This is a genomic window from Ignavibacteriales bacterium (assembly GCA_016709765.1).
Lineage (GTDB): Bacteria > Bacteroidota > Ignavibacteria > Ignavibacteriales > Ignavibacteriaceae > IGN3.
On the sequence record JADJMD010000001.1, the window covers coordinates 22,161 to 33,403 of the forward strand.

Annotated in this window: 15 protein-coding genes and 3 pseudogenes; 12 read left to right on the plus strand and 6 right to left on the minus strand. The window is 33.1% G+C overall.

Translation table 11 applies throughout. From position 1 onward, the window contains the following. The first annotated feature begins 205 nt into the window (after positions 1 to 205). On the plus strand, positions 206 to 1,561 hold the full coding sequence (locus tag IPJ23_00120) for a hypothetical protein (protein ID MBK7629159.1): 1,356 nt from the start codon (positions 206 to 208) through the stop codon (positions 1,559 to 1,561). Positions 1,562 to 1,722: 161 nt separating this feature from the next. Beyond that, positions 1,723 to 1,992: a T9SS type A sorting domain-containing protein gene (locus IPJ23_00125; GenBank protein MBK7629160.1), complete on the plus strand. Its 270-nt coding sequence runs from the start codon at positions 1,723 to 1,725 to the stop codon at positions 1,990 to 1,992. 73 nt (positions 1,993 to 2,065) lie between these two features. Here IPJ23_00125 and IPJ23_00130 read toward each other — a convergent pair whose 3' ends face one another. Then, positions 2,066 to 3,262 carry a hypothetical protein gene (locus IPJ23_00130; protein ID MBK7629161.1) on the minus strand — a complete coding sequence of 399 codons (1,197 nt, stop codon included), beginning with the start codon at positions 3,260 to 3,262 and terminating at the stop codon, positions 2,066 to 2,068. A 142-nt stretch (positions 3,263 to 3,404) separates the two neighbouring features. Between IPJ23_00130 and IPJ23_00135 the strand changes: the two are divergent. The 7 genes and pseudogenes from IPJ23_00135 to IPJ23_00165 all read left to right on the plus strand — a co-directional run bounded on the left by IPJ23_00135 (position 3,405) and on the right by IPJ23_00165 (position 7,170). Beyond that, positions 3,405 to 4,281 (plus strand): annotated as a pseudogene (locus tag IPJ23_00135) (hypothetical protein). Positions 4,282 to 4,435: 154 nt separating this feature from the next. Continuing rightward, the gene (locus IPJ23_00140) at positions 4,436 to 5,068 is read left to right on the plus strand and encodes a right-handed parallel beta-helix repeat-containing protein (GenBank protein ID MBK7629162.1); all 633 of its coding nucleotides are present in this window, start codon (positions 4,436 to 4,438) and stop codon (positions 5,066 to 5,068) included. Then, positions 5,047 to 5,364 (plus strand): annotated as a pseudogene (locus IPJ23_00145) (right-handed parallel beta-helix repeat-containing protein). The gene IPJ23_00140 and the pseudogene IPJ23_00145 overlap by 22 nt, the downstream one beginning before the upstream one ends. A 488-nt stretch (positions 5,365 to 5,852) precedes the next feature. Continuing rightward, a complete protein-coding gene (locus IPJ23_00150) occupies positions 5,853 to 6,005 on the plus strand; it encodes a hypothetical protein (protein ID MBK7629163.1) in 153 nt (50 codons plus the stop codon). A gap of 152 nt (positions 6,006 to 6,157) precedes the next feature. Then, on the plus strand, positions 6,158 to 6,334 hold the full coding sequence (locus tag IPJ23_00155) for a hypothetical protein (protein ID MBK7629164.1): 177 nt from the start codon (positions 6,158 to 6,160) through the stop codon (positions 6,332 to 6,334). Between the two features lie 35 nt (positions 6,335 to 6,369). Continuing rightward, complete coding sequence (locus tag IPJ23_00160) at positions 6,370 to 6,741, plus strand: hypothetical protein (protein ID MBK7629165.1); 372 nt, start codon at positions 6,370 to 6,372, stop codon at positions 6,739 to 6,741. A 3-nt stretch (positions 6,742 to 6,744) separates the two neighbouring features. Beyond that, on the plus strand, positions 6,745 to 7,170 hold the full coding sequence (locus tag IPJ23_00165; GenBank protein ID MBK7629166.1) for an acyl-CoA thioesterase: 426 nt from the start codon (positions 6,745 to 6,747) through the stop codon (positions 7,168 to 7,170). Between the two features lie 61 nt (positions 7,171 to 7,231). Here IPJ23_00165 and IPJ23_00170 read toward each other — a convergent pair whose 3' ends face one another. The 4 genes from IPJ23_00170 to IPJ23_00185 all read right to left on the minus strand — a co-directional run bounded on the left by IPJ23_00170 (position 7,232) and on the right by IPJ23_00185 (position 9,499). Further along, positions 7,232 to 8,149 carry a hypothetical protein gene (locus IPJ23_00170; protein ID MBK7629167.1) on the minus strand — a complete coding sequence of 306 codons (918 nt, stop codon included), beginning with the start codon at positions 8,147 to 8,149 and terminating at the stop codon, positions 7,232 to 7,234. Positions 8,150 to 8,439: 290 nt separating this feature from the next. Further along, positions 8,440 to 8,634: a hypothetical protein gene (locus IPJ23_00175; protein MBK7629168.1), complete on the minus strand. Its 195-nt coding sequence runs from the start codon at positions 8,632 to 8,634 to the stop codon at positions 8,440 to 8,442. A 41-nt stretch (positions 8,635 to 8,675) separates the two neighbouring features. Continuing rightward, positions 8,676 to 9,233 carry a carbohydrate kinase family protein gene (locus IPJ23_00180; protein MBK7629169.1) on the minus strand — a complete coding sequence of 186 codons (558 nt, stop codon included), beginning with the start codon at positions 9,231 to 9,233 and terminating at the stop codon, positions 8,676 to 8,678. Next, entirely contained in the window at positions 9,155 to 9,499 is a 345-nt protein-coding gene (locus tag IPJ23_00185; GenBank protein MBK7629170.1) for a hypothetical protein, read from the minus strand. Before IPJ23_00185 ends, IPJ23_00180 begins: the two co-directional genes overlap by 79 nt. A 140-nt stretch (positions 9,500 to 9,639) precedes the next feature. Here IPJ23_00185 and IPJ23_00190 point away from each other — a divergent pair. Continuing rightward, positions 9,640 to 10,096, plus strand: a pseudogene (locus IPJ23_00190) (SRPBCC family protein). A gap of 161 nt (positions 10,097 to 10,257) precedes the next feature. Here the strand turns inward: IPJ23_00190 and IPJ23_00195 are convergent. After that, a complete protein-coding gene (locus IPJ23_00195; GenBank protein MBK7629171.1) occupies positions 10,258 to 10,524 on the minus strand; it encodes a hypothetical protein in 267 nt (88 codons plus the stop codon). A 306-nt stretch (positions 10,525 to 10,830) separates the two neighbouring features. Between IPJ23_00195 and IPJ23_00200 the strand changes: the two genes are divergently transcribed. Together IPJ23_00200 and IPJ23_00205 are read left to right on the plus strand one after the other, a co-directional pair. After that, on the plus strand, positions 10,831 to 11,025 hold the full coding sequence (locus IPJ23_00200; GenBank protein MBK7629172.1) for a hypothetical protein: 195 nt from the start codon (positions 10,831 to 10,833) through the stop codon (positions 11,023 to 11,025). Continuing rightward, positions 10,947 to 11,132: a class I SAM-dependent methyltransferase gene (locus tag IPJ23_00205; protein ID MBK7629173.1), complete on the plus strand. Its 186-nt coding sequence runs from the start codon at positions 10,947 to 10,949 to the stop codon at positions 11,130 to 11,132. Before IPJ23_00200 ends, IPJ23_00205 begins: the two co-directional genes overlap by 79 nt. Positions 11,133 to 11,243 lie beyond the last annotated feature (111 nt).

An 11,243-nucleotide genomic window follows, 5' to 3' on the forward strand; every position in this document is an offset into this window, starting at 1 on the left:
AATTTTTATTAAACTTAACAAAATCAACAATAATAGAGGAAAACCTCAACTTACTTAAGCTGGTTTTATCTTATAGATAATGTAAAGGCGATAACGGTTCGGTATAATTGTTAATTCATTCATGTTGATAATGATGCTGACTATATTTAAGTTATTCTCAACTCATTCTAAATGTGTTCACTCACAAACCATCAGGAGGTCTAAAATGAAATTTCTTTTTACACTTTTCCTTTTCTCGTTTGCAGCTCTAATTTATTCGCAGGATGTCCGTGTAGAAAAACCACTTTACCAAAAAAACGATGGAGGAGACTGGGGTACGGATAATTTAGTACTGGACTTTGAACCAATCGGACAACTATCAGGAATACAAAGTTCAAGCGGCACAATTTACGTTGCAGTTAATGATACATTATCAACTGCAAATTTAGGGCTCGTTATTTTGGCTTCAACAAACAACGGAGATTCGTGGAGCCAGTTTGGTTCCGGCATTACTTATCGCGGTTATTATGATTATATCAAACTAGTAAAAAGCGGGCTGGATTCAGTTTATTGTTTTTTTCAGGTTGGGCAGGAAATTTATAGTTGGAATTTTCTAAGTGGCAATTTTAACGCATTTCCATTTACTGGGTACAGATCATTTGATGTTGTTACTTCTTCAACAGGCAATCTTTATATGTTTCTTGACTCACTTGCCAATAACAGCATCGTCAGATATAGTTCAGTCGACGGTGGAACAAATTGGGGAGCGAGAGGTCTTGTTACAAGCTCAGGTGCAAATCCAAGAATGTGTATGTCTGGAACAGGTGATACTTTAATTATGAATTACTACGGGCCTATACTTGCTGATACTTCCACATCGGTTATACGTCAGGCAAGATACCGTGAAACCGGCGTTGGTGTGCTTACTTCAACAGGTTTTATAGATGTTGCTACGGATAATACTTCAAAGACAGAATATTTATCCGCAATGAATAATGGCGAGTCATGGTTTGTTTATACATCTGGAACAGCAGGTGCAAGAGATATTTATGGTCGTAAAAGTATAAATAGCGGGTTTTCATACGATCCCCCAGTTTTACTTGCTGGAAATGTGAATACTGATGAATACTGGTTTGATTTGCGCCACTTTACCGATGCAGGAATGGGCGGTGGATTTGATTTACTGTTTTATTCAGATAGCGCACAGTCAGGAGCAGGCACATTACAGTCAGACAAGTTGCTTTACACAAGCCTTCCTTATGGTTCAGCAACATTCTCAAGTTTCGAAATGATTAACGAGTATCCGTTAGTTTATTCTGCCAATATGTATTCACCTAAATTAATTCCGATCAATGTTCCGGCAAGAGATATTTCTGCAATCTACGTTGGTGAAACTGGCGCCAACAAAAAAGTTTATTTTGATAAACTTAGCAGAATTGTGCCGGTTGAATTAATTTCATTTAAAGCTATGGTAAACGGAAAAAGTGTACAACTTAACTGGATGACTGCAACAGAGCAAAATAATAGTGGATTTGAAATCCAGAAAAAAACAACAATATATGGGAAAAAATTGGGTTTGTAACGGGAAACGGGACAACAACGGAATACAGATCATATTCATTTGTTGATAATGATCTAACGGTAGGAAAATATTTTTACAGGCTAAAGCAAATAGACTATTCCGGAAGTTTTGAATATTCTGAGGTTGTTTCAGCCGACATTAATATTCCATCCGTCTATGCTTTGGAACAAAATTTTCCAAACCCATTCAATCCTTCAACTGTTATAAAATATTCTATTGCAGATGAAAGCTCAGTAAAGCTATTGATATATAATTCGATCGGTGAAAAAGTAAGCGAACTTGTTAATAAAACACAATCCGCCGGGGACTATGAATTAAAGTTTGATGCTAGCAGATTATCGTCCGGAGTATATTTTTATTCGCTCGAAGCGAATTCTTCATCTGGTAAAAATGATTTTAAAAGTATAAAGAAGATGATCCTAATTAAGTAATATTTAATTGGAAGATTTTTATAACGAGCCCCTCTTAACCGAGGGGTTTTTATTTCTTCATTAAAAAAAGTAACTACTTATTTCTTTTTTCAATTTCTACAACCTTATTTTTTCTATGATCCATCACACCAATCATAAGTCCGGCGGTTACAACAACGGCACCCGCAATTTGATATCCGGTAACATCTTTGCCGAACAATAGCATAACAAATGGAAGTAAGGCTAGCCAAACATTTGTATAAGGAACCCAAAAATGTGCCGCAAATTTTGATAGTTTAAAAAATCCAAAACTGTAAATATATCCTGTTAATCCAGCCGCAATAACAAAAAGTATAGGAAGCCAGTTATTAGGAATTATGCTTCCATCGAACAAAGAAAAGAACTGATGATATTCTGTTGCTTTGATAATCTCTTTTATTTTTTCTTCATCATTTTCGGACACATCGGACTTTAAAACATAATTATTATCTGTTTTTGTATAATAGTTAAGCAAATAATTTTTTTTGTTTTCATCTATCTTGTTAAGAACTCTTGTTTCAAACTTAGATGAAGTTAAACTATCGGGCATATTTGCATTCATCATATTGCCGATAATTGGAATAATAAAAATTGCTGATGAAATAAAAATCATTTTCCAGATTTCTCTCCACAATACAAGTGCGTTAGGTCCAACACCGGGCAAAGCAGTTTGAACGGTTTTGTTATTTAATACCTGCTGAGAGAGTAAGCATCCGTTAATAATTAAAATCCAGATGATGGCATTCATATCAAGAGCATTGTGACTATCCTGTGCAATTCCTAATAACCATGGAATGTGAGGCGTTGCAAGTCCGGCAACGACAAGGGATATTCCAATCCAATGTTCTTTTCGTATCGGTGCGTTAAACATCACCTTGCCAAAGAATGGAAGAAAGGCAAGGTAAACATTTACATAAGGAGCAAAAATATGCGGTGAATAATTTCTAGGAAGATAGAAGAAACCAATATTTTCTATCACGCCAGTAAAGGCGCAAATAATAATTGTTGATAGAGATACCATGCCGGGCCACAAATATTTTGGCTTCTTACCCCGAAGCAGTTCGATTGTAACGGCAATAACGGCCCAGAGGAGTTTTGAAATTTCCCTCCACCAGGTCATCACTCCGGCAGAAATATCAACCTTGCTTCCGCCCGTATATTTGGGTTGATTAGCCATCCAGTTTAAAACGTATTGCCCACCAAGCCCGCCATTAATTATGGAAAGCCATAGAATCAGTATAATCCATTCCACGGAAGGGTTCTCTCTTTTATGTTATAAATTCTCTTTACTTCAACAAGGCAAAGTTAAATAATTATTTTTTGTAAATCAGTTGTTCTGCTGTAATTTTCCGCTTCAATATTTAACACCAAATTATATAGAAAAATATTTATGGATAAAAAAAGTTGCACTCCTATCAATGGATTCGTTGGAAAATTTTCACACCTACGATAAACTGTTAATCGAACCAATGAAAACACTTGGCTGGATGGCTGAAGAAATTTCCTGGCGAAATGAAAATGTAAACTGGGCAGATTATGATGCCGTAATTGTTAGATCTACTTGGGATTATCAAAATAATCCTGAAAAATTTATTAAGGTTTTAGAAAAGATTAACAGTGTTTCTTATCTTGAAAACGATCTTGACTTGATGAAATGGAATATGAATAAAAATTATCTTTTTGCTCTTAAACAAAAAGGAGTAGCAATTGTTGATACTATTTGGGAGAAAGGGTTTAACTCTGTTTTAGCAAAAGGTTATTTTGATAAACATGATACTGATGAAATAATTATCAAACCAAACATAAGCGCAAATGCAGATAACACATTTAGATTAACAAAAGAAAAATTGGTGGAGAATCTTTCTCAGCTGGAAAAAATATTTGCCGGCAGAGAATTTATGGTCCAACCATTTTTGAAAAACATTGTTGAAGAGGGCGAATATTCTTTATTCTTTTTTGATGGAAAGTTCAGCCATTCGGTTTTAAAGAAACCAAAAGAAAAAGATTTTCGTGTTCAGGAAGAAATATGGCGGAAATATCAAGCCAAAAGATGTATCATCAGAAATAATCGTGATCGCTGAAAATATTATTAATAAACTTTCAACAATTCCGTTATACGGAAGAGTAGATTTAGTTAGAACGAGTAAGAATGAGTTTGCACTTATGGAATTGGAGCTAATTGAACCATCACTTTATTTAAATAAAGATGAGCAATCACCTTTAAGGTTAGCAAAAGCTTTTGATGAGAGATTTAGAAAAGTTTTCGTGTAAATATTTCCAGGTGTATAATCTTAAGAATAGTATCGCGAACAGTTTGTCGCGATAATCTGCTGTTTGTTGTGTTTTCTAAGATTTCCTAAATTGGTCTTCGGATCCCATGCTGGTACTTTAATTGTGAGTTATGAATAAACATCAAAGGCTTACAATGTTTATATACCTTTTACAAATAATTATTTTTATATCTTTTTTTTCCGCATTTACTCTGCCACAATCAACATATTATGTTTCTGTAAATGGTAACAACAATAATAATGGATTAAGTGTCAGTACAGCCTTTGCAACTATTCAGCATGCAGCAAACATTGTTTCTGCAGGAGATTCCATTCTCATTCTTTCTGGTAGTTACATGGGTTTTGATATCAGAACAAGCGGAACCCAGGCCCAGCCAATAGTTTTTAAAACATTAAGCAATGATGTTACTATTAATATTCACAATCCAATTACAAATGATGGAATTAATATTGAAGGCGCCAATTGGATTGAGATAAAGGGATTTAATGTTATCAATCAGCCAAGAGCAGGAATAAGAGTGGTGCTTTCTGATTTTGTGAAAATTATAAACAACATTTGCACAAACAATTATAAGTGGGGAATCTTTACAGGATTTACAAACGATATTTTAATTAAAAATAATTCGTGTTCATACAGCCAGGATGAACATGGGATTTATATCTCCAACAGCAGCGATAGACCAACAATAATTAATAATCATTCATTTAATAATAATGGGTGCGGCGTTCATATGAACGGTGATTTATCTATGGGGGTGATGGAATAATTAGCAATGCGATTGTTGCTGGAAATATAATTCACGATAATGGATATGGCGGTGGTTCAGCCATTAATATGGACTGTGTTCAGGATTCGAAAATATTTAACAATGTCATATACAATAATCATCTTACCGGAATTGCCATGTATCAGATAGATGGCGCGGAAGGATCAAAGAATAATAAAATTTTCAATAACACAATCGTTCATCCTGCAGATGGACGTTGGGCAATATTAATTGTAAATGGCTCAACGGGAAACACGGTTTATAATAATATTCTAATTAATAATCATAGCTTTAGAGGCAGTATTTGTATTGATGAAGAGTCTAAAACAGGATTTGTTAGCGATTATAATCTTTTAGAAAATCGGCTAAGTGATGACGATGGAAATTCTAACATCAGTTTTACGTCATGGCAAGCATTAGGTTATGATACACATTCACAAGTTGTTCAGGACGAGACCACCCTTTTTGTTGCTACCGCAAACTCTGATTATCATTTACTTCAATCATCTCAACCAATAAATATAGGAACACCACTAGTAAGTTCCGTTGTAAATGTTGATCTTGATGGAATAGTTAGACCACAAGGAATCGGGTATGATATTGGTGCTTATGAACTTCATTCGGCAACTGGAATTGACGAGGAACAAACCTTAACTGATTTTCTACTATATCAGAACTATCCAAATCCGTTTAATCCAAGAACAAAAATCAGTTGGCAATCGCCAGTTGCCGGTTATCTAACGCTAAAAGTTTTGATGTACTTGGTAATGAAGTTGTGACATTAATGGATGAATTTAAACCGGCAGGAAATTATGAAGTTGAATTTAATCCGTATCAACTCTCAAGCGGAATATATTTTTATCGCATCGCGATTTATTCGAACATACTTCAAACAGGTTCTATTGTAGAATCAAAAAAAATGCTGCTAGTTAAATAGCTAGATATTCATTAAACTTTAGAAAAAACACTATCTAATAGCATCATATCTTCTTGCCTATAAATTTAAATAGTTCCCTAGTATTGTTATTTTACAATGAAAAATAAATTTGTTTTGATATAATTATTAGAATCTAAAATTTAAATTATAAAATGGTTACAATTGTAGACTATGGTGATGTTTGCATTGATAAAGTTGCAGAATCACTTAGAAAAATAACTGAAGATTTTAAAGTGTCCAGAAACGAGTTGGATATTTGTGGAGCTGATAAAATAATACTTGCGGGATGTGGAAGCGCTGCCTCGGTAATGAAAAAATACAGCTTCTAAATTTATATTCAGTTCTACGTGTTGTTAGAAAACCGATGCTTGGAATAGGATTGGGCATGCAGTTAATGTCTGATTACTCAACCGAAGGAAATTTTGCCTGTCTTGGTTTATTCTCCGGAACAGCAATAAAGTTTGAGGACGCGGTTAAAGAATCTTCCTATAAAGGAATGCATAAAGTTGAGATTTGCAGGCAAAGCGCCTTGTTTGATGGAATTGATGAAAATTCCGAATTTCTTTTTAACAATGATTACTATTTACCCAAAAGCGAACTTTCAACCTCTACTTGTAAAAACGCAATAAACTTTTGTTCATCTATTGAAAATGAAAATGCATACGGTGTTCAGTTTCATCCGGAAATGTCCGGCAAGGCAGGGTTAAAACTTCTTAAGAACTTTATTGAAATGTAATCGATGAGCACAGGAACAAATACAAATTCAATTTTTGAAACTGAAATTATTGTTCGCCCTGATGATATTGATATGAACAATCATGTTCACAACTCTAAATATCTTGATTATATACAGACAGCAAGATTTATACAGATGCGGGATAAGTATAAAGTTCCAATGGAAGAATATATTGGCAAAGGATTAAACTGGTTTGCAAGCGAAGTGCATCTTAAATACAAACGGGAGTTGAAATTTGGTGATGTTGCTTTAGTTAAAACACAAGTTGGCGATTGGAGTGGTGCGCAAGTTACTATTAACGTTTGGGTTTATAATAAAGAAACAAATAAAATTGCTGTTGAGGGAGAAATGCTTTACACTCTTGTTTCGCTTACTACCGGACGACCGACAAGAATTCCTGAAGATATTATTGAAAGACATAAGATCTAAATATCCTTGTCTTAATAAATTACACTTATTTTCAATTTTTCATCAAACAAATTTTTAGATATTACAAACTCATAAAATCCTTCTTTAATTGGAATCGCTTTTGGAGGAAGTGAAAAGAAACGACATATTTTCCAATAAGATTATTGGAAAATAAATTATATACAGATATTTCGTTTTGATTTGCAATGATTAAATATTTTTCAGAATTATATTTTCGACTAGGAAAGTGTTCACTGAAAATTCTACTTCTAAAGTTAGAGATAATGGTTGAAGTGCTAATTAATAAAGTGTCTTTAATTCTAAAAAAAAAATTGGCGTTGTTTTCATAAATCTCAAAATTATTTTGCTGTGTGATAGGCTCGAAATCTGTGCGTCTTGTGTTTTCCACAATCTTTATTGGATTTAAAGTTGATAAAGAATCAACATATAAATTCCATTGATTATCCGGCAAAAGATCCTTGCCTAAAATGTTGGCGAAAAATACTTTTTCTGAACTTCCAGAATATTTTCTATAAAGATTTAAAAAATGATCAATACCAAGTTTCTTTATAAAGAAGTTTGTGTAAAGCCCGGATATTGAATACGAAATAGACGCATCCATTTTTTGAAAATCTGATTTATTAAGCAGCTCAGTATAAGTTGCAAAACCTGATTTAATCAAGAACACACCCATTTCAGAAATAGTGTGTGCTTCAAGTCCGCCGCGGCCACCATAAGCAACTGCAAATCCCTCCTGTAAAAAAGGATGGGTGTAAAGAGGTAACTCCCGAAGCTTAAAATTGATAAGAAAATGCAGCAACTCGTGATAGTGAGCATTGTAAGTTGTAATTATATAATCTTGAGCAATAATATAAATACCGCGTGTTGTAAAACCTGTTACTATTTTGATCTCATCTTCATCCTTACAGAGAAAATAAAAAATTTTCTTTTCTCTAAGACAATTAATTTCTTCATCTGTAAATGAAAGAACCTTAATCATTTTGTTAACAAATTTTTCTAATTGATTTATTGAATATTTATTAAACAAAGTTTCATCGCTTATATAAAAATTAAAGTGTTCGGAAGTGTTAAACTTCCAATTACGCGAATAAAAGAACGGCGAACTTACAAGAAACGAGTCTTTAAGAAAATATTCTCTTTTAATATTTAATGAGCGGATTGTAAGGGTTAGTAAAGAAAAATTATCTTCAAGGTTTTTAAGCTCATAATCGTATTTAATTTTTTCAGTTAATAAATTATTAGAAAGTTCGTTTGGAATTTCATTTGCGATTAAAAATTTATTTTTATTCCGTCATACTCAATTCCAAAACGATTTGATATTTGTAGTTCCGCCGGATAAATATAATTGGAAATCTCAATTGAGTTTTTGATAAGCAGCTTAATAATAGTTTCAATACGTGAGGTGGATATGGTTTGTGCAAATGAGGTTGAAAAAAATAAAAGCAGCAAAGAAATAATTCTCATCATCAATCCTGTTTTACTGATGATGAAAATTAAATTTGTTTTTAATTAAAAAGGATGCTAAAAAATCCCATTTGCTCTCTAAAGCTTTCGTAGATTCTATCATATTTAGGCAGCGCACCTTCAAATTGGCAAATCTCGTTGGCAAAATCGTTTGCAAGTTTATTTATGTAAGGAATTTCTAATCCGTGCAAATAACCAACGCAAAGCACAGCGGCAAATGCATCGCCGGCTCCGGTTGTATCAACAACTTTTATATCAACATTTGAATGATCAAATCTTTTCCCATTTTCGAAAATTGATGAGCCGTCTTTTCCACGTGTTACAGCAATCATATTTATATCAAACTTATCCATGAGTTCAAAAGCAACACGTTCTGTTGAATATTCTGATTGCAAAAGTAAATCATTTATTAAATGCATTTCATCATAATTTACTTTAATAAAATCAGCAGCTTCAAGCGATGCTGTTAAAATTTCCCCAGTATAAAAATTTTGGCGAAGATTTAAATCTGTAAAATATTTTAATCCACGTTTAAAAAATGATTGAATTGTTTTACGGAAAGTTCTGAGCGCTGTGCAAGTGTTCCGAAATAAAGACAGTCAGTATCTGTATTAATTAGATTTTCATTGTCTTCGTTTAATTCAATAGAATCGTAGGCGCTGTCAATATCTATTTTAAATGTTGGAGATCCTGCAGCATCAAGATGCACAATTGCCATTCCTGTTGGATGAAGATTATCGTGCTGGATAAAATCAAACGATAAACCGGAATGTTTAAGATCGTTTATAACTTTGTTGCCAAGTACATCTTTACCAACACGGCTAATAATATTTCCGCTGTCCGTTAATTTTTTTATATGATAGATAAAATTAAGCGGAGCCCACCAAGTCTTTTGTGGTTCGGATAAATATCATAAAGTATTTCTCCGATAGAAGTAATATTCATAAGTCGGGAATTATTTGTTTCTATAATTTGTTAAATCACTATCAATAATATGAAAAGGTTATGAAACTTTATCAACACAAAACATCACAAAAATTAAATATTTCCAAGAATGATGCCTGGAATTTTTTTCTAATCCTGCCAATCTTTCAAAAATTACACCGCCGTGGTTAAGTTTTCAGGTAACTTCTTCCTTACCAGATAAAATGTATGCAGGTTTGATTATATCATATCTTGTTCGTCCTCTGTTAAATATTCCACAAATATGGGTTACCGAAATTACTCAAATTAATGAACCAAATTATTTTGTGGATGAGCAAAGATTTGGTCCTTATAAAATGTGGCATCACGAACATATTTTTAAACAAGCAGAAGATGGAAGTGTTTTGATGGAAGATATCATTAGTTATGTTGTTCCTTTTGGGTTTCTTGGACGGATAATCAATGCTCTAACAATTTCAAAGAAGATAAACGAAATTTTAATTATAGAAGAGAAGTACTGGTAAAAATGTTTGGGTAAAATGTAAGATCAGTCAATATAACTGACGCAATTAAAGTAAATTGCGTCAGGATGTTTATTGAATTACAGTACGTTATTCTGTTTTTGCATTTCCTCTTGTTTTGATTCATCCATTTGCGCCCACGGGTTCGTATCAGTATTCCAAGTTTCAACTTTTATTTTCATCGAACCATCTTTTGCTCTTCCCAAACGGTGAGATACTTTCCGTAATCTGCCCATTCCGGCGCGTTTGGCCCAGACATTTTCATATTATAATTACCGATTTCAATTGCAAGATTTCCCGCAAGCATTATATCAGTCATATTCATTTCAAAGTGCGTGGTTTTCCATCCGGAATTAGCCTGCAATTCACTAAGCTCCCTAACTTTGGTAAGTCCCTTTACGGTTGGTTGATAACTTGGCATCGATATAATATCATCAGAATACATAGGACATCATTTTATCAACATCATTATCAATCATAGCCTGAGTATATGCCTTATTCATCGCTTCAATCTTTACTTTAACTTTTCAACATCCTGCGCAAAGAGAGATGAAGAAAAGACGAGAAGGGTGATAAGTAGCGAAAATAGTTTGTTCATAGTGCCTCCTAAAAATAAATATTATTAATTGTTTTTGTGTTCGGTTTAATCTAAAAAAGAGGATCTTGATTACAACAAAAGCTCAATTAAATTTTTGAATGTGATACTTCAAATTTTTAGTTTAATATTATAATAATTATCAACTTTAATAAAATGCAAAAAACAGATTACTCGCAAATTGCAGCAACTTATAACCACCGTTATAAAACAGATTATTTAGTTGGGGTTGAAAACGAACTTAAAAAGATAGTTTTATCCAATAATTACAGATTAATTTTACAAGTGGTTGCGGAACTGGAAGATGGATTAGTCTTCTTGAAAATAATAATAAAAAGATTTTTGGTTTAGATTTTTCTCTTGAGATGATGAAAATCCCCAAAGCAGATAAACCATATCTTAACCTTGTAAATGCTGATGCGGTTAACATTCCGTTTAAAGATAATATTTTGATTTGATATTTTGTGTAAATGCGATTCATCTTCGGGATAAAGAAAAATTTATTGGTGAAAGTATGCGAACGTTAACGAGTAACGGAACGGTTGCTACTTTTGGTGTTGATCAAGCAT

Excerpts from the sequence above, each read along its gene's own strand:
- IPJ23_00120 (MBK7629159.1), top strand. The coding sequence starts at position 206 with ATGAAATTTCTTTTTACACTTTTCCTTTTCTCGTTTGCAGCTCTAATT.
- IPJ23_00140 (MBK7629162.1), top strand. The coding sequence starts at position 4,436 with ATGTTTATATACCTTTTACAAATAATTATTTTTATATCTTTTTTTTCC.
- IPJ23_00150 (MBK7629163.1), top strand. The coding sequence starts at position 5,853 with ATGGATGAATTTAAACCGGCAGGAAATTATGAAGTTGAATTTAATCCG.
- IPJ23_00155 (MBK7629164.1), top strand. The coding sequence starts at position 6,158 with ATGGTTACAATTGTAGACTATGGTGATGTTTGCATTGATAAAGTTGCA.
- IPJ23_00160 (MBK7629165.1), top strand. The coding sequence starts at position 6,370 with ATGCTTGGAATAGGATTGGGCATGCAGTTAATGTCTGATTACTCAACC.
- IPJ23_00165 (MBK7629166.1), top strand. The coding sequence starts at position 6,745 with ATGAGCACAGGAACAAATACAAATTCAATTTTTGAAACTGAAATTATT.
- IPJ23_00170 (MBK7629167.1), bottom strand. The coding sequence starts at position 8,149 with ATGATTAAGGTTCTTTCATTTACAGATGAAGAAATTAATTGTCTTAGA.
- IPJ23_00175 (MBK7629168.1), bottom strand. The coding sequence starts at position 8,634 with ATGAGAATTATTTCTTTGCTGCTTTTATTTTTTTCAACCTCATTTGCA.
- IPJ23_00195 (MBK7629171.1), bottom strand. The coding sequence starts at position 10,524 with ATGTATTCTGATGATATTATATCGATGCCAAGTTATCAACCAACCGTA.
- IPJ23_00200 (MBK7629172.1), top strand. The coding sequence starts at position 10,831 with ATGCAAAAAACAGATTACTCGCAAATTGCAGCAACTTATAACCACCGT.